The following is a 17,867-nucleotide window of genomic DNA, read 5'->3' as shown; positions in this document are numbered from 1 at the left end:
ATGACAAACAAAGGCGAAAAATTTTTTGAACGAAAAATGGATCGTCGAGAATTTCTAAAAAAAGCAGGTATTGGAGGTGCTGGTCTCGCACTTGGTCTTTCAGGTGCTTCTGCTTTTTTCGCACCTAAGCTTGATGGTCAGGAGAAAATCTCGTACGGGGATGAAAAGATAGACTTCTATGGCAAACACCAAGCTGGCATTACAACTGTCATGCAGAAAAACATTTATTTTGTGGTTTTAGATTTGCATACAACTGACAAAGAGAAAATCATCCAGTTATTTAAAGATTGGACGGATTATAGTGCCAAACTTGTAGAAGGAGAATTGGTTAAAAAAGATGGTAACAATAACCTTCTGCCTCCAAGTGATACTGGAGAAACAGTTGGGCTTAATCCTTATCGTTTGACCCTGACCTTTGGAGTTTCGGCTAGTTTCCTAGAAAAGATGAAACTAGAGAACAAACGTCCAACACTCTTTAGAGATTTGCCTCCTTTTCCAAAGGAACAGTTACGAGAAAAGTACACGGGTGGAGATATTGTCATTCAAGCTTGTGCTGATGACGAGCAAGTTGCCTTTCATGCTGTTCGTAACCTTATTCGTAAGGGTAGAAATGCCGTTACTCTCCGTTGGAGTCAATCAGGTTTTGCAGCTATCGGTAATCGTATGGAAACTCCTCGTAATCTCTTTGGTTTTAAAGACGGAACTGCTAATGTTACCACTGAGAAAGAATTTGATCAGGTTGTGTGGGCAGATAGTAAGGATTGGATGGAAAATGGTTCCTATATGGCAGTTCGTCGCATCCAGATGTTTCTAGATACTTGGGACCGAACCAATCTGGAGGAGCAAGAAAATACCTTTGGGCGCTATAAGGAAAGTGGAGCTCCTTTTGGTAAGAAAAACGAATTTGATGAGGTGGACTTGAGTCTTCTTCCTGACGATTCTCATGTACGCTTAGCAAAAGAAGTGGATAAACCTCTCCTGCGTCGCTCTTATTCTTATTCTGATGGCATAGATGAAAAGACTGGTCAGTTTGACACTGGTTTACTCTTTATTTCTTTTCAAAAGGATCCAGATAGCTTTGTTAAAGTTCAGACCAATCTAGGTGCTACGGATAAAATGAATGAGTACGTTACCCATATAGGCAGTGGTCTTTTTGCCTGCTTTGGTGGAGTAGAGAAGGGAGGTTACATTGGGCAGAAATTATTGGAACCTTAAAAGTATTATCCTCCTATGTGTTTGTTTCTTCCTGTTGATTTTTCCGGTAGGAGCTAAGGAAAATTTGAGTCCCTACTTTGTCAAAATAACTGATGCAACTAAAGCTGTTAAAGAAGGTAAACAAGATCAGGCAAGAAAACTAATCGATGAAATGACCAAAGATTTCGAGAAAGTCGAGAATTCTGACTCTGAAGCAGGACGTCAAGTTCAAGAAAAGTTAGCCTTAACTGGTGATATTACTGAAGACCAGCTAACTCAGATTTCTTTAGCCATTTTGACATTTGAGAAAGAGCAAAATCCAGTCGACCTAGATGCAGAAAAAGAGAAACTTGTTTCACGATTAGAACCTCGTTTTGAAGCCTTAGACAAGGCAATCGCTTCTCAAGATCTGGAAGCAGTAAGAGAAGCCTATAAAAAAATGAATTCAACCTGGACCATCAATGAAGCAGTGGTTCGCGACCATAGTACAGCTCATTATGGGCAAGTGGAAACAGCAATTTCCTTTTTGCGTAGTAGCATTGAGACTGAACCAACTAACTTTGATACTATTCAGGCATCGTTTGATGATTTGAAAAAAGCCATTACTAACTTTGTTGAAGGTACAGAAGTTGCGACGACATCTTCGAATCTGACCCTAAAGGATGGAATTGATCTTTTAAAAAAGGCCTTGGCTCAATTTCAAGCTGGTCAAGATAGCGAAGCAGCTGCAACCATGAAGGAGTTTATTACTATTTGGCCAACTATCGAGGGTTCTGTAAGTACAACCAATCCTTCGCTTTATACCAAGGTTGAAAGTGAAAGTCCTGTCATCATGGTTAAGGGAAAGGAAAGGGAATATCAAGAAAAGCTTTCTAGCTTGATTGCAGAGCTATCTCAAATTGATACTAGCGCTTCCTATAATGCATTTGACGCCATGCTCATCTTGCTCCGAGAAGGTATAGAAGCCCTCTTGATTGTCATGGCGCTTGTGACAACTTTGAAAGCTGCCAAGATGAGAAAGGGCCTCAAGTGGGTCTATGGTGGTGCGTTTGCGGGTATCGTAGCCAGTCTTTTAATTGCCTATATCCTACAGATTGCCTTTCCAGCAGTCACCTCAGGAACTAACCGTGAAATCATCGAAGGTGCAGTCGGGATTTTTGCGGTTATCATGATGATTTTAATCGGTATTTGGCTACATAGCAAATCTTCTGTTAAAAAATGGAATGCTTTTATGGAATCACAAATGCAAACTGTCACGAAAACAGGATCTTTCCTTTCTATGTTCGCTTTAAGTTTTCTAGCCGTATTCCGTGAAGGTGCTGAGACGATTTTATTCTATGTGGGGATTCTGCCAAGGATTTCTAGTTTTGATTTTGTCCTAGGAATTTCTCTAGCCCTCTCAGTTTTAGTCATGATTGCCTTTGTGATGAACAAGGCTAGTCAATTTTTCCTACCTCACAAGGTTTTCTTTATCCTGACTTGGATGATTTATGCCTTAGCCTTTAAGATGACGGGAGTCAGTATCCATGCCTTACAGTTGACAAATATGATTCCAAACCATCTGATCTCAGGAATACCAAGTATTGATATATTGGGAATTTACCCTAGTTGGGAAGGGTTAGCAGGTCAGACTCTCTTTATCCTCGTAGTTTTTCTAATTACCATTAGACAGGATGAAAAATGATGGATCAAAAGGAATTGACAATTATTGAACATTTGGTAGAATTTAGAAAGAGATTGCTAGCAGTAGTTGTTTGCTTCTTTCTGGTTTTCTGCATTTCACTATTATTTGCCGATCAGGTTTATCAGTATATCACACAAGGCTTTAGTCAGAAGTTGATCGTCTTGGGGCCGAATGATATTTTATGGATTTATCTTCGTTTGGCAAGTTTGATGGCCTTTAGCCTTACCTTGCCCTTTACCGTTTATCAAGTCTGGAGTTTCGTCCGACCAGCCCTTAAAACTGAAGAAGCAGGGGCGATTTTTGCTTATATCCCTGCAACTTTCCTTTGTTTTATCTTGGGGTTAGCTTTTGGCTTTTATTTTGTCACACCAGCTATACTTCAGGTCTTACTGGGACTAGGTGAAAACTTATTTGAAACGCAGTTAACGGCACAAAATTATCTAGCTTTTGTCTTTCAAACTACTGTACCACTAGCATTTATCTTTGAATTGCCAGTTATCATTGCTTTCTCAACCTCAATTGGTTTGATTGGGCCTGGCCTACTCATTGCTTATAGACGTTATGCATACTTCATTTTATTGGTATTGGCTGTTATATTGACACCTGCTGATTTTATTAGCGATTTAGCGATGACTGTTCCTTTAATCTTATTGTATGAGGTTAGTATCGCTATTAGTAAATGGATTATTAAGAGAAAAAGGAAAGGAGAAAAAAATGGGAATCTTACGTGATATTGGTGCGCCAGGCTTAATAGTCATTGTCCTTGGAGCATTGTTGATTTTTGGACCAAAACGCTTACCAGAGCTAGGCGAATCAGTAGGAAAAATGCTTGCCGAGTTTAAGAAGGCCGTTAAGGGCATCGGTGAGCAAGAAGAAAAATAAACGAAAAATGATTGAATAGAGTTGAGAATTGTTAGTTTGGAATTATCTCTGGCTACAATCTCAACTTTTTTATTTAGTTTAAGGTTTTTTTAAGTTTTCTATAATATTCTGAAGAACTCTATATTTGTTGAAAATAGAGTTGAGATTTTTTTATCATTCTAGTTACTTTCCCTGAAAGGTATGCCTAGGCTCTTTCTGACTAGAGAATTCTAGTATTTATTTCGATAAAGGGCTAGGTTGTGATATAATGGTAAAGAATGAGTTTTTTAGAACAGACTAAAGGAGTATTAAAATGATCTACGCTGGAATTTTAGCAGGTGGAACTGGCACGCGCATGGGGATTAGTAATTTACCCAAACAATTTCTTGAGTTGGGAGATCGCCCAATCTTGATTCATACTATCGAAAAATTTGTCTTGGAACCAACTATTGAAAAGATTGTAGTTGGAGTTCATGGTGACTGGGTTACACACGCAGAAGATTTAGTTGAAAAATTCCTACCACTCCACAAGGATCGTATTATCATCACCAAAGGTGGTGCGGATCGTAATTCTAGTATTGAAAAAATTATTGAAGCTATTGATGCTTACCGTCCACTGACCGCAGATGATATTGTGGTGACGCATGATTCTGTTCGTCCTTTTATCACACTTCGAATGATTCAAGATAACATTGCTCTTGCACAAAATCATGATGCTGTCGATACAGTGGTTGAAGCGGTGGATACCATCGTTGAAAGTACCAATGGTCAGTTCATTACAGATATTCCAAACCGAGCCCATCTCTATCAAGGACAAACTCCCCAAACCTTCCGTTGTAAAGACTTTATTGATTTGTATGGTTCTTTATCAGCAGAAGAAAAAGAAATTTTGACAGATGCATGTAAAATCTTTGTCATTAAGGGTAAAGATGTTGCCTTGGCAAAAGGTGAATACTCAAATCTAAAAATCACAACAGTTACAGACTTGAAGATTGCTAAAAGCATGATTGAGAAAGACTAAAAACATGATTAATCAAATTTATCAACTGACAAAACCAAAGTTTATCAATATCAAATATCAAGAAGAGAAGATTGATCAAGAGAATCATATCCTTATTCGACCAAACTTTATGGCGGTTTGTCATGCGGATCAACGTTACTATCAAGGAAAACGTGATCCCAAAATATTATCTAAAAAGCTTCCAATGGCTATGATTCATGAATCTTGTGGTACAGTCATTTCTGATCCCACAGGGACCTACAAAGTTGGCCAGAAGGTTGTCATGATTCCCAATCAACCACCTATGCAGAGTGACGAGGAATTTTATGAAAACTACATGACTGGAACATATTTCTTGTCTAGTGGTCATGATGGTTTTATGCGAGAATTTGTTTCTCTACCTAAGGATCGTGTGGTAGCTTATGAGGACGTCGAAGACACAGTTGCTGCCATTACTGAATTTGTCAGTGTGGGGATGCACGCTATGAATCGTTTCTTGACAGTTTCTCACAGCAGACGTCAGCGTATTGCAGTTATTGGAGATGGTAGTCTAGCTTTTGTCATGGCTAATATTATCAACTATACCTTGCCTGAAGCTGAGATTATTGTTATTGGTCGTCACTGGGAAAAATTAGAACTCTTCTCTTTTGCTAAGGAGCTTTACATTACGGATAGTATTCCAGAAGATCTTAGTTTTGACCATGGTTTTGAATGCTGTGGTGGTGATGGATGCGGACCTGCAATTAATGATCTCATTCGTTACATCAAACCACAAGGAACTATTTTGATGATGGGTGTTAGTGAGTACAAGGTAAATATCAATACTCGAGATTCATTGGAAAAAGGTTTGTTACTGGTAGGTTCTTCACGTTCAGGACGTGTTGACTTTGAAAAAGCTATCCAAATGATGGAGATTAAGAGATTTGCCAATCGTTTGAAAAATATCATTTATTTAGAAGAACCAGTCAGAGAAATCAAAGATATTCACCGAGTTTTTGCAACTGACTTAAATACCGCATTTAAGACAGTCTTTAAGTGGGAAGTCTAATGGAGGAAGATTGTGGAAAAAATCATTAAGGAAAAACTTACCTCTTTACTATCAACTGATGAGGATATTCTGAGTGTTAAACAATTAGGTGGTATGACCAATCAAAACTACCTGGTTAAAACAACCTCAAATCAGTATATCGTTAAGTTTTTCGGAAAAGGTACAGATAAATTAATCGACCGCCAGAATGAGAAGTTCAATCTTGAATTGTTGAAAGATTTGAAATTAGATGTAGAAAATTATCTTTTCGATATTGAAGCAGGAATTAAGGTTAATCAATACATTGAAAATGCTGAGACACTTGATTCAGCTACCATTAAAACCAAATTTGAAAAGATTGCACCAATTCTACAAACCATTCACGCTTCTGGTAAAGAATTAAAAGGAGAGTTTGCTCCTTTTGAGGAAATCAAAAAATATGAAACCTTGATTCAAGGGGAGATTTCCTATCCAAACTATGAAGTTGTCAGAAAGTCTGTATTTTCTTTGAAAGATCAACTTGAACAAATTGGAATTGATCAAAAATCATGTCATATTGATTTGGTTCCAGAAAACTTTATAGAAGGACCAGATGGTCACCTTTATCTCATTGATTGGGAATATTCTTCTATGAATGACCCTATGTGGGATCTGGCAGCTCTCTTCCTAGAATCAGAGTTTACTAGTGAAGAGGAAGAAGACTTTTTAAGTCATTATGAGAGTGACAAGACTCCAGTTTCGAGGGAGAAAATTCGTATCTACAAAATCTTGCAAGATATTATTTGGAGCCTATGGACCATTTACAAAGAAGAAAATGGTGCAGATTTTGGAGATTATGGAATCTCTCGCTACAATAGAGCTGTAAAAGAATTAGAGTCTGAAGGAGATTTAGATGAAAACTAAAAATGGAGTTTCTTTTGGTCTACTTTCAGGTGTCTTCTGGGGATTAGGCTTAACGATTAGCGCCTATATCTTTTCAATCTTTACAGAGCTTTCGCCTTTTGTAGTAGCAGCAGCGCACGACTTTCTTAGTATTTTTATCTTGCTAGGATATCTTCTAGTTAAAGAAGGGAAAGTACGTTTTTCAATCTTCTTGAACATTCGAAACGTCAGTGTCATCATTGGAGCGCTATTAGCTGGACCTATTGGCATGCAAGCCAATCTCTATGCGGTCAAGTATATCGGTAGTTCTTTGGCATCATCGGTTTCAGCTATCTATCCTGCAGTTTCTGTCCTTCTTGCCTTCTTTATTCTTAAGCATAAGGTTTCGAAGAATACAGTATTTGGAATTTTATTAATCATTGCAGGAATTATTGCTCAGACCTACAAGGTTGAACAAGTTAATTCCTTCTATATCGGAATACTCTGTGCCTTGATTTGTGCGCTTGCTTGGGGAAGTGAAAGTGTTCTGAGCTCATTCGCTATGGAAAGTGAACTCAGTGAACTCGAAGCACTCTTGATACGACAAGTCACATCTTTCTTGTCCTATCTTGTCATTGTTCTCTTCTCGCACCATTCATTTGCGGAAGTGGCAAATGGTCAATTGTTAGGTCTTTTGATTATCTTTGCAGCATCAAATATGATTTCTTATCTTGCCTATTATATGGCTATTAATCGATTGCAGCCGGCAAAAGCTACTGGTCTTAATGTGAGTTATGTAGTATGGACTGTTTTGTTTGCAGCGATTTTCTTGGGTTCGCCTCTTAATTTACTGACCATTATTACTTCCCTTATCGTAATGGCTGGTGTTTATATTATTATTAAAGAATAAAGGAGAAAATGCGTGAAAGCGATTATTTTAGCAGCCGGATTGGGAACTCGTTTGAGACCCATGACAGAAAATACTCCCAAAGCCTTGGTTAAAGTCAATCAAAAACCATTGGTTGAATATCAAATTGAATTTTTGAAAGAACGTGGAATTGATGACATTATCATCGTTGTCGGTTATTTAAAAGAACAATTCGACTATCTTAAAGAAAAGTACGGGGTTCGTTTGGTCTTCAACGATAAGTATGCTGATTACAATAATTTTTACTCACTTTACTTGGTAAAAGAAGAGTTGGCTAATAGCTACGTTATCGATGCGGATAACTATCTTTTCAAAAATATGTTCCGTAATGATATCGAGCGTTCAACATATTTCAGTGTTTATCGTGAAGACTGTGACAATGAATGGTTCCTAGTTTACGGAGAAGATTACAAAGTTCAAGATATCATCGTTGATAGTAAGAATGGTCGCATCCTGAGTGGAGTTTCATTCTGGGATGCTCCAACAGCTGAAAAGATTGTTGGATTTATCGATGAGGCTTATGCAAGCGGTGAATTTGTAGATCTCTACTGGGATAACATGGTCAAAGATAACATCAAAGAACTAGATGTTTACGTAGAGGAATTGGAAGAAAATTCTATCTACGAAATCGACAGTGTCAAAGATTATCAAAAATTGGAGAAGATTCTCTCTTCACAAAAATAGGTAAACTAAAATACGTCAGACACCTTACCTATTTTTGCTTGACTTTTTAGGGTTGATACAGTATACTAGTAAAAATTTAACCTTTAAGGGAAGTCCAGAGAGGCTCACAAGGTGTCAGATAGAAAATAGATTACACAAACTTCGAATAAACACAGTTTATTTGATTCTTTTCTGTAAGTATCTTACTGAAACCTTGCGATTGCAAGGTTTTTCTTTTTCTGAACCCCTTAAAATTTAAGGAGGAAACGGTATGAATCCAAATTGTAAAAAACGCATGGGTGCTATTCGCTTGGAAACCATGAAAGTAGTGTCTCAAAAGGAAATCGCACCAGCAATCTTTGAACTAGTACTTCAAGGAGAAATGGTTGAAGCTATGAAAGCTGGACAATTTCTACATTTGCGTGTACCTGATGATGCCCATCTCTTGCGTCGTCCGATTTCAATATCGTCTATAGATAAGGCTAATAAACAATGCCATCTTATTTATCGTATCGAAGGTTCTGGTACGGCAATTTTTTCAACCTTAAAAACAGGTGATAGCTTAGATGTTATGGGACCTCAAGGAAATGGCTTTGACTTATCTGATTTAGATAAGCAGAGTCATGTTCTCCTAGTCGGTGGAGGAATTGGTGTACCTCCTTTACTTGAAGTAGCTAAACAATTAGATGAACGTGGTGTAGATGTCACAACAGTTCTAGGATTTGCTACTAAAGATGCAGTTATTTTGGAAGATGAATTATCCCAATATAGCAAAGTCTTTGTAACGACTGATGATGGTTCTTATAGAACCCAAGGAAATGTATCAGTAGTGATAAAGGAATTTGATAACGAATTCGATGCAATTTACTCATGCGGAGCACCTGGTATGATGAAATACATCAATCAAACATTTTACGACCATCCAAGAGCTTATCTATCACTAGAATCCCGCATGGCCTGTGGTATGGGAGCTTGCTACGCTTGCGTCTTGAAAGTACCTGATAGTGAAACAGTTAGTCAACGTGTGTGTGAAGATGGCCCTGTATTTAAAACAGGCACAGTAGTTTTATAAGGAGAGTGTCATGACTGCAAATCGATTACAAGTTTCTCTACCAGGTTTAGAATTAAAGAATCCTATCATTCCTGCTTCAGGCTGTTTTGGCTTTGGTCAAGAATATGCCAAATACTATGATTTAGACCTTTTAGGCTCTATCATGATTAAGGCTACTACACTTGAACCTAGGTTTGGAAATCCAACTCCACGAGTGGCAGAAACACCAGCAGGTATGTTAAACGCCATTGGTTTACAAAATCCTGGTTTAGAAGTCGTTCTCTCTGAAAAATTACCTTGGTTGCAAAGAGAGTATCCCAATCTCCCTATAATCGCAAACGTTGCTGGCTTTTCAAAACAAGAATACGCTGCCGTATCTCATGGAATTTCTAAGGCAACTAACGTGAAAGCTATTGAGCTCAATATCTCTTGTCCTAACGTTGATCATGGGAATCATGGACTTTTAATTGGACAAGATCCTGAGTTGGCCTATGATGTGGTGAAGGCTGCCGTAGAAGCATCAGAAGTGCCCGTTTACGTCAAATTGACTCCAAGTGTTACTGACATCGTAACCATTGCTAAGGCTGCAGAAGATGCTGGAGCTAGTGGACTCACCATGATCAATACCCTTGTAGGGATGCGTTTTGATCTCAAAACTAGAAAGCCGATTATTGCAAATGGGACAGGTGGCATGTCTGGACCTGCAGTATTTCCTGTAGCCCTAAAACTAATCCGGCAAGTAGCTCAAACAACTAAGATTCCAATCATTGGTATGGGAGGAGTGGATTCAGCTGAAGCTGCCTTAGAAATGTATCTGGCTGGTGCATCAGCTATCGGAGTCGGTACAGCAAACTTTACCAATCCATATGCTTGTCCAGATATTATCGAAAATCTACCAAAAGTCATGGACAAATATGGTATTGATAGTCTAGAGCAACTCCGTAAAGAAGTCAAAGAAGGTTTACTTTAAGTTTTATATGCTGAATTCAGTCTAAATTGTTTTGAAAGCGCCATTTTTTTGGTATAATAAATACTATGATTATTACAGTACCTATTAAAACAGAAAAAGATATTGCAACACCAGGACCAAACGTCCTTGTACTTGGTTATTTTGATGGAGTTCACCTCGGCCATCAAAAATTATTTGATATAGCTTCTAACATTGCTGCTGAAAAGCGCCAGGGAGTAGCTCTAGTAACTTTTAACGAATCACCAAAGCTAACTCTGAATCAATACTCACCTGAACACTTATTGCATATTTTGAATGCTAGTGAACGTGAACGTAGACTGAAGCGAGCTGGAGTTGAGAGCTTGTATTTGATGGATTTCACTAGTCGAGTAGCAAATATGACTGCCAAAGAATTCATTGATACCTATGTCAAGGAAGCAAAGGCAGATACGATTGTAGTTGGTTTTGACTATACTCTTGGTTCAGATAGAAAAACAGCTGAGGATTTAAAAGAACTTTTCCATGGTGAAGTGGTTATTGTTCCACCAGTTGAGGACGAAAAGGGGAAAATTAGTTCAACGCGCATTCGCCAAGCCATTCTAGAAGGAGATGTAAAAGAAGCAGGTAAACTTTTGGGATTCCCTTTACCAACGAGAGGTGTAGTGGTTCACGGAAATGCTCGAGGTCGAACTATTGGCTTCCCGACAGCTAATCTAGTCAACTTGGATCGGACATATATGCCAGCTGATGGTGTTTATGCCGTTGACGTTGAAATTCAAAGAAAAGTCTATCGTGGTATGGCGAGTCTAGGTAAAAATGAAACCTTTGATGGCGAAGAAGAGCGTTTTGAAGTTCATATCTTTGATTTTTCTGACGATATCTATGGGGAAACTGTCATTGTTTCCTGGTTGGACCGTATCCGTGATATGGTAAAATTTGATAGCGTTGATCAATTGGTTAAGCAACTTAAGCAAGATGAACAGATGGCAAGAAAATAGAATTTGAAATAATAGTAGAGTTTGGGATTTTCTCAAACTCTTTTTTTGAAATATCATATATATTTTTTGATAAGCGCTTTCTTTCCCAATTTAATAGTATTTGTGTTTGAGATGATTATTGAAATTTATAGGAATTTTTGCTTTAATTTAATCATCAAACTAAAGGAGATTATGATGTTTAAAGAAAAAAGAAATAAAGGCTTTATTTCTGGGCTTATTCTTTCACTAGTTTTCTTTGCTTTTTCTGCAGGAACTGTCTTCATGTGGAATCATCATCAACATCCAATGGATCCATTTTCAGACGACACACGGTCAGGTAAAGAAGTTACTATGACTGTCTATGATATCTATCCAGAAGTGGTAGGTGAAGTTGAAGGCGGTAGTGTAGTTTATCTTGTCCAATATAGTAAGGACGGAGATGGAAAATATGCAGTGATTGAAGCTAGCGAGAATGATGCCACAATTAAGAGTATCATGGATCAGGCTACGGCTGGAACTCTTTACGATCATCCAGCAACCATAATTGGAACGCAACTACAACCACTTGCAACCAAAAAAAATAAGTCAAGAAATAATCGTATTGTCGATTTATCGGGCTTTTTAAAGTCTATCCTTGAACCATCATCAGTTGTTTATCAAAATATGAATAGCAATCTTTATTTAAGTACGACTGAACATGCCAATGATGGCTGGATATTCATCATTGGGGTGATTTTCTTTGGAGGAACAGGAGTATTTTTAGTAGTGAGTGCCTTTCTTATTCGAAAAAAAACGATTGCTTCTCTGGAAGAAATTTATCAAGCCTATCCTGAATTGCAAGGAAATGTTGAAAATATGGCTGGTTTAGCAGAATTTTATGATGAAAATCTAAAAGTAATTCTTTATAAAAACCATCTCATCACTTACTATAAAGGAACGCAAGCTTTAGACCTAAGAGATGTAGACCATCTTTATCTTGTAGAAACGAAGATTAATAAGTCTTTGTTTTCGAAAAAAATTTATCAATTTTGTTATATCCGTAAGAATGGCAAGAAAAAACAAGATATGGTTTTGAAATCAACAAAAACAGTTCGAGAGCAACTGGAAGAACTTTGGGATTTAATCTCAGATAAATTTCCAGATATTCATATAGGAATTTAATAGCAAGCATCGAATTTTCGATGCTTTTTTAATATTTATGCTAGTCTTATTTTAATTTTTTAAAATTTTGAAGATAATTCTTTAATCTAGCGAGTAGGGGTTTGTTTTGTTATAAAATTTAGGAATCTTCAGTACACTTGCAAAAACATGTAACTATCATTTGAAATTTTCATAGAAATTCTATAATTTCTATTAATTATGTATAGTTGGAAACAACAATAGAAAGCATATTTTTGATAATTTAAATTGTTCAAATTGTTCAAATTGTTAATAGGATATCATCTCGTAAAAATAGTTTCATATTCTTTATGAAAATTAAATAAAATGACTAAATAAATAACGTTTTCTTTCTAATTTTTATCTGAAATCAATAGAAAAAATAGTTAAGAAATGGTAGAATAAAAGTTAACATCAATTTTTAAGATTGATAGAAAAACGGAAGGTGTATACATGTTTTTTAAAAGAAATGAAGGTCAATTTAGAGAAACAGATCGTGTTACAAGATTTAAGTTAATCAAGTCTGGTAAACACTGGTTACGTGCCTCTACATCCCTTTTTGGTTTATTTAAAGTCATTCGTGGCGGAGTGGATACAGCTCAAGTATCAACAGAGATTGTTGAGGAGTGTTCTTCTACACCATTGACAGGAATCGATGTCCTTAAGGGGATAGTAGCGGCTGGTTCGGTTATCGGAGGAGGAGCTATCGTTCAGACGCAGGTTTATGCTAATGAACAAACAGCAGTAGAAAAAGTAATTGATACAGATAGCACGCTCGTCAATACGGACAAAGTTGTTCTAGGGACAGTTGGGAAAGAAAATCAAGAAACTCCAGCTTCAGATGTGACTTCTCAGTCTATTAGTGAGAGTGTTTCAGTCTCTGAAAGTCAATCCCTATCAGAGTCCTTGTCTTCATCAGTGTCTGCAAGTACATCTGCGTCAGAGTCAGCTTCAATATCTGTCTCTACGTCAACTTCAGCATCTACCTCAGCTTCAACTTCAACCAGTACCTCTGAGTCACTTACAAGATCAGAAAGCCTCTCAGAAACGAGTTCTACTAGTTCTGTAGTTACAAGCTCAACAAGTAAGAGTGCTACTGATGAAACTTCGAAGGTTGAGGAAGTAGTGGCGGATAAAGATAGTGCTACAATTACCTATAAGTCAACTCCAGCTAACTTGAATACTACTTCAGTAAGCGCAGGTGTTTCTGATAAAGTCAATGGCAATTCTGCTGATATGTTGACAACTGTTGCAACAGGGGTTGTAACTGCGACTGAAACTGACAAAAAACGTGCAGAGCAAGAGAAAAAACTTAAGAGTCTTTCAGATGAGATAGGAACCTATCTCGGTCGTTTGGGAAATCGTGAGGGTGCTGAAACTGCGCTTCTAAAAGGAAATGCTACGATTGAAGCGATTCAAAATGCTTTGACAGATCCTAACGCTGATCTCAACACCCTTATCTCTGAAGCTACTAGAACACGTAATACTGTGGTCAACACAGTTCTTCGTGCTAGTTCTGGGGCGCGTGACTACCGTAATGGTCAAGCTTTGACTTCTTCAAATGACTTGCGGATCCCTTATAATACAAATGCTTCTTTAGGAAATGCGACTTACAACCCAAGAGCTAAGTTGGTTGTAACCAATAAAAATCAAGCAAACTACTTTAAAACATCAGGAACTGCAAATCTGAGTGGTGGTACAGTAACCTTGACACAAAATATAGGTGGGCAGGCTGGTTCCTATACATTGAAAACTAAGATAGATATGACTGAGAGCTTCACCCTAACAGGTAAGATCAATCTTGGAAATGCATATGAAGGGTTTAAACCAGGACATGCAGGTGGTGATGGAATTGCGGCGGTGTTTTCAACTGCTGAACCTGGTGTTATCGGAAATGCAGGAACGGGAAATAATGGTTCTGGTGGGTCTCTCGGTATGGGAGGAAATAATCTAAAAGGTTCCTTTGGTTTTAAACTGGATACTTGGCATAATACCAGCCGTCCTCAATCGATTGATAAAGTGTCTGCCGATCCAGGGTCTGTGGGAGGAGGCGGTGCCTTCGGTGGTTTTATCTATAATTACAATGGTTCTAATGCTGCAGCTCAAGGGAGTGTATACCCTGTAATCAGAACCTTTAGTAAACTGAATCAAAACCCAACAGATAACTCTCTGAAAGACTATACGGTAACCTATGATGGTAGAACCAAAGAAATGACAGTTACCTACAATGGTCAAACTTGGTATATGGACTTGAGACTTGATAGAATTGCTCTTTCTAGTGACCAAAATGTGCAAGGACGGCCGGATACCAATAACCTTAAGAATGAGAATAAAAACAGAACCTTATTATCGAATGCTGGTAATCCTGAAGAGCTAGCCTTGGCTATTTTTGCTTCGACTGGTTCTGGAACTAACTTACAACAGTTCAGACTAGAAAGATTTGAATACTCTGCTCGTGGTGCTTATGTCACAGTTAATTTCATCGATGCAGATACTGGAGAGGAAATACCTGGTAAGGATGAGGTACTCATCCAAGAACTTCCGGGAACTACGGTCGATCTTAGCCAATATCTGAACATTGACGGTTACCAATTGAAAGCAACAAACGTTGCTACTGCCCGAGGATTTGTATCAGGAAATAAAGTCAGAGTTCTTGAAGGAAATCAAGGTATTACCTATGCCTTCCATAAAATCAAACAAAATGAACTTTATAATGCTACAACTAAAGTTCCAACTGTCTACGCTGTTCAAGGGGAAACTACTGCAGATCTTGCTAATGTCAATAACTTTCTGACTATCAATCCAGTTGATAGTTCAACATCAGCTGTAACTGGACATAGGATTTCTTGGCTAACGCCAATCTCTACTAGTGCAACTGGGGCTCAAACAGCTCAAGCGCGTGTGACTTACTCTGATAACTCAACCTCGGATGTAACTATCAACTATACTGTTTATCCAAAAGTTGAAACCAAGACATACAATGGTGTGACAGGTAAGTTCTATGCCTTTAAGTCAAACCTACCTGGTGATAGAGTTACAGGAAATGGCTGGGCCAACAACATCGGTGGTACGATTGAACAGTATACAAATCTAGGAGACTCAGCATTAGCTGGAACAAAATGGTCCTATAAGTATAAAATCAATAACCAAGGGGCTGAGATCGTTACTCCTGTTGGTACGCAACGTTTTAAAGAAGTGTGGAATACTACTGATTCAGATGCCAAGAGCCATAGTACGACCTATACTGTCGTGGCTACCTATCCAAATGGACGTTATGGTGCTGTATCTTCTAGCAACCCAGCCTTGACAAGTGAGACTAGTTTTGACTATACAGTAGTTGATCCAGTGGTTAAGCAAGACTATGTGACTACTGCGGGTGATAAGGCTCCACTAGCTGATATCATTGCTAATCCTGGAAATACACTGAAGAATTCAACTACTAATGTTACTTTCCCTTCTGGTACAACCTATAGTTGGGATCAAACTCCTGATGATGCTACAGTAGCAAATCCAGGATTTTACACTAGAAATGTGAGAATTACACTTCCACAAGGTTCATACAGTGGAGCTTTGGGAAACAACAGACCAGTTCCTGTAATTATCAAGGTCAATCCTCAAGCACCACAAATCGCAGATAATCAGGTTACTAACACAGGTGGTCTTCCAAATAAAGGAATTACAGTCACCAATGTGACGCCGGGTGCTCTTGTTACCCTGACATTAAACGGACATACATTCCCTAAGACAGCGGGGAATAATGACACAAGCGTAACTTTTACTGCGACAGATTTAAAGGCTGCCTATGATGGAAACAACGGTCTCCTGCCAACGGGTGACGTAACGGTTAAACAAAGCAAGACTTTCACAAATCCTAGCACAAACGTAAATGAGACATTAGAATCAACTACAATCACTAAGACGATCACTAAGGAAACTGTGGCGCCAGAAGTTAACTTTGAGCTTTACATAAAGAATAACAAGACAAACTCATGGGAAAAACAAACCATTAAGGATAATGTCCGCCAAGGCATCCGTGGTTATGAAGTCTTTGCAGGAGATGAGATTAAAGTTGTTTTAACTGCTAAAGATAATAGTGGTAAGATTAAAACTCTGAAATTAAACGATGGTACTTCAGATATCAGTCGTATCTTCCAAGATGGCTACTCATCAGATGATACTGCCTCAGGTATTAAGGACACGATTACTACCGCTTCAACCACAAATCCGAAAGTTCTAGAGTACACGGCTACTTATGGTGAAAATGTCCAATATAAAGATGGGAATAAATGGACTCGTGGGACTAATGCTACGGATTTATCCGATAATACGGGTAGAGTAGCAGCAGTAGTAGCACAAGGGAAACTGAACGAAAAATTCCCAGGAGCTCAACCTGATAATGCGATCCCTGTTGTTAATCCAACTGCGTTGACAAATGATGAACGTACTAAGATTCTTGCTGCAGTGAAAATAGCAAACCCTCAGGCGGCAAACCGCATTAGTGATTATAGTATTGCTACCGATGGTACTGTAACGATTACCTACAAAGATGGCACAACGAATACTGTTGCGCCAAAAGTGAAGTATGGAGTTGAGAAAGTAGCGGATACTTTCTATGCGGTTAGCAATGAAACTTTAGCAAACCTCACCCCAGCAAACTTTGTACGTGCAGTTGGAGCTCAACCTCTTCCTACAGGAACTACGGTCAGCTGGAAGAAGGCACCGACATTTGAAGCTGGAGACCATAATGGCAGCGGTGCAGCTGTATTGACTGTCACTCATCCAGATGGTTCTACAACGGATCTATCCTATAACTACAAAGTTTATCCAAAAGTTGAAACCAAAACTCACAATGGTGTTACAGGTAAGTTCTATGCCTTCAAGTCAGATCTCCCTGGTGATAAAGTTACTGGAGGAGAATGGGCGAATAATATTGGTGGAACAATCCAACAGTATACAAATCTAGGCGAACGAGGATTATCAGGGATAGCAAAATGGTCTTATAAGTATAGAGTTAATAACCAAGGAGCTGAGATAGTTACTCCTGTTGGTACGCAACTTTTCCATGATGTATGGAATACGACGGGCTCAGATGCCAAGAGTCACAGTACAACCTATACAGTCATTGCTTCTTATCCTAATGGTCGTTTTGGTACGGTATCTTCTAGTAATCCAGCCTTGACAAGTGAGACAAGTTTTGATTACACAGTTGTTGATCCAGTTGCGAAACAAGAATATGTGACCACTGTAGGTAATAAGACACCATTAGCTGATATTATTGCGAATCCAGGAGAGGCACTTAAAAATTCGAATACAAGTGTATCCTTCCCGACAGGAACTACCTTTAGTTGGGTTCAGGCTCCTGATGATGCTATGGTTGCAAACGCAGGAGTTTACACGCGAAAGGTGAAAGTCACTCTTCCACAAGGATCCTACAATGGAGATGCTAATAGTAGAACAGTAGACGTGACTATTAAGGTCAATCCGCAAGCGCCAGCTATCTCAGTTGATTCTACT

At 38.4% G+C, this 17,867-nt stretch carries 14 protein-coding genes; all 14 read left to right on the top strand.

Annotated features, from left to right (window positions below; genetic code table 11):
* A complete protein-coding gene (gene efeB, locus HMPREF2619_RS04410; RefSeq protein ID WP_070459353.1) occupies positions 1 to 1,215 on the top strand; it encodes an iron uptake transporter deferrochelatase/peroxidase subunit in 1,215 nt (404 codons plus the stop codon).
* Entirely contained in the window at positions 1,190 to 2,878 is a 1,689-nt protein-coding gene (locus HMPREF2619_RS04405) for an FTR1 family iron permease (RefSeq protein WP_070459350.1), read from the top strand. The genes efeB and HMPREF2619_RS04405 overlap by 26 nt, the downstream gene beginning before the upstream one ends.
* Complete coding sequence (gene tatC / locus HMPREF2619_RS04400) at positions 2,878 to 3,609, top strand: twin-arginine translocase subunit TatC (protein WP_070459599.1); 732 nt, start codon at positions 2,878 to 2,880, stop codon at positions 3,607 to 3,609. The genes HMPREF2619_RS04405 and tatC overlap by 1 nt, the downstream gene beginning before the upstream one ends.
* On the top strand, positions 3,593 to 3,760 hold the full coding sequence (locus tag HMPREF2619_RS04395) for a twin-arginine translocase TatA/TatE family subunit (RefSeq protein WP_000512114.1): 168 nt from the start codon (positions 3,593 to 3,595) through the stop codon (positions 3,758 to 3,760). Before tatC ends, HMPREF2619_RS04395 begins: the two co-directional genes overlap by 17 nt.
* A 292-nt stretch (positions 3,761 to 4,052) precedes the next feature.
* Complete coding sequence (locus HMPREF2619_RS04390; protein ID WP_070459348.1) at positions 4,053 to 4,760, top strand: IspD/TarI family cytidylyltransferase; 708 nt, start codon at positions 4,053 to 4,055, stop codon at positions 4,758 to 4,760.
* A gap of 4 nt (positions 4,761 to 4,764) precedes the next feature.
* Positions 4,765 to 5,787 (top strand): ribitol-5-phosphate dehydrogenase, encoded by a 1,023-nt coding sequence (locus HMPREF2619_RS04385; RefSeq protein WP_070459345.1) that lies wholly within the window; start codon positions 4,765 to 4,767, stop codon positions 5,785 to 5,787.
* A gap of 12 nt (positions 5,788 to 5,799) precedes the next feature.
* Positions 5,800 to 6,669 (top strand): choline/ethanolamine kinase family protein, encoded by an 870-nt coding sequence (locus HMPREF2619_RS04380; RefSeq protein WP_070459342.1) that lies wholly within the window; start codon positions 5,800 to 5,802, stop codon positions 6,667 to 6,669.
* Positions 6,659 to 7,537, top strand: a complete 879-nt coding sequence (locus tag HMPREF2619_RS04375) for a DMT family transporter (RefSeq protein WP_070459339.1) — start codon at positions 6,659 to 6,661, stop codon at positions 7,535 to 7,537. Before HMPREF2619_RS04380 ends, HMPREF2619_RS04375 begins: the two co-directional genes overlap by 11 nt.
* 12 nt (positions 7,538 to 7,549) lie before the next feature.
* Positions 7,550 to 8,239 (top strand): sugar phosphate nucleotidyltransferase, encoded by a 690-nt coding sequence (locus tag HMPREF2619_RS04370; RefSeq protein WP_070459337.1) that lies wholly within the window; start codon positions 7,550 to 7,552, stop codon positions 8,237 to 8,239.
* Positions 8,240 to 8,489: 250 nt separating this feature from the next.
* Positions 8,490 to 9,290: a dihydroorotate dehydrogenase electron transfer subunit gene (locus tag HMPREF2619_RS04365; protein ID WP_070459334.1), complete on the top strand. Its 801-nt coding sequence runs from the start codon at positions 8,490 to 8,492 to the stop codon at positions 9,288 to 9,290.
* A 10-nt stretch (positions 9,291 to 9,300) separates the two neighbouring features.
* Positions 9,301 to 10,239, top strand: a complete 939-nt coding sequence (locus HMPREF2619_RS04360; RefSeq protein WP_070459331.1) for a dihydroorotate dehydrogenase — start codon at positions 9,301 to 9,303, stop codon at positions 10,237 to 10,239.
* A gap of 65 nt (positions 10,240 to 10,304) precedes the next feature.
* Positions 10,305 to 11,216: a bifunctional riboflavin kinase/FAD synthetase gene (locus HMPREF2619_RS04355; RefSeq protein WP_070459328.1), complete on the top strand. Its 912-nt coding sequence runs from the start codon at positions 10,305 to 10,307 to the stop codon at positions 11,214 to 11,216.
* Positions 11,217 to 11,390: 174 nt separating this feature from the next.
* Positions 11,391 to 12,356 carry a hypothetical protein gene (locus HMPREF2619_RS04350; protein ID WP_070459325.1) on the top strand — a complete coding sequence of 322 codons (966 nt, stop codon included), beginning with the start codon at positions 11,391 to 11,393 and terminating at the stop codon, positions 12,354 to 12,356.
* Between the two features lie 450 nt (positions 12,357 to 12,806).
* A partial coding sequence (locus HMPREF2619_RS04345) for an accessory Sec-dependent serine-rich glycoprotein adhesin (protein ID WP_148130366.1) occupies positions 12,807 to 17,867 on the top strand: 5,061 nt, incomplete at its 3' end.

Origin of the sequence: Streptococcus sp. HMSC074B11 (assembly GCF_001808705.1) — a bacterium.
In the GTDB taxonomy this organism is placed as follows: domain Bacteria; phylum Bacillota; class Bacilli; order Lactobacillales; family Streptococcaceae; genus Streptococcus.
The sequence above is the reverse complement of the archived record's forward strand: the minus strand, read 5'-3'. Positions and strand labels throughout refer to the sequence as shown.

Bases quoted from the DNA above. Each gene is read 5' to 3' on its own strand.
- efeB (WP_070459353.1), top strand. From the start codon at position 1: ATGACAAACAAAGGCGAAAAATTTTTTGAACGAAAAATGGATCGTCGA.
- tatC (WP_070459599.1), top strand. From the start codon at position 2,878: ATGGATCAAAAGGAATTGACAATTATTGAACATTTGGTAGAATTTAGA.
- HMPREF2619_RS04395 (WP_000512114.1), top strand. From the start codon at position 3,593: ATGGGAATCTTACGTGATATTGGTGCGCCAGGCTTAATAGTCATTGTC.
- HMPREF2619_RS04390 (WP_070459348.1), top strand. From the start codon at position 4,053: ATGATCTACGCTGGAATTTTAGCAGGTGGAACTGGCACGCGCATGGGG.
- HMPREF2619_RS04385 (WP_070459345.1), top strand. From the start codon at position 4,765: ATGATTAATCAAATTTATCAACTGACAAAACCAAAGTTTATCAATATC.
- HMPREF2619_RS04375 (WP_070459339.1), top strand. From the start codon at position 6,659: ATGAAAACTAAAAATGGAGTTTCTTTTGGTCTACTTTCAGGTGTCTTC.
- HMPREF2619_RS04365 (WP_070459334.1), top strand. From the start codon at position 8,490: ATGAATCCAAATTGTAAAAAACGCATGGGTGCTATTCGCTTGGAAACC.
- HMPREF2619_RS04360 (WP_070459331.1), top strand. From the start codon at position 9,301: ATGACTGCAAATCGATTACAAGTTTCTCTACCAGGTTTAGAATTAAAG.
- HMPREF2619_RS04355 (WP_070459328.1), top strand. From the start codon at position 10,305: ATGATTATTACAGTACCTATTAAAACAGAAAAAGATATTGCAACACCA.
- HMPREF2619_RS04350 (WP_070459325.1), top strand. From the start codon at position 11,391: ATGTTTAAAGAAAAAAGAAATAAAGGCTTTATTTCTGGGCTTATTCTT.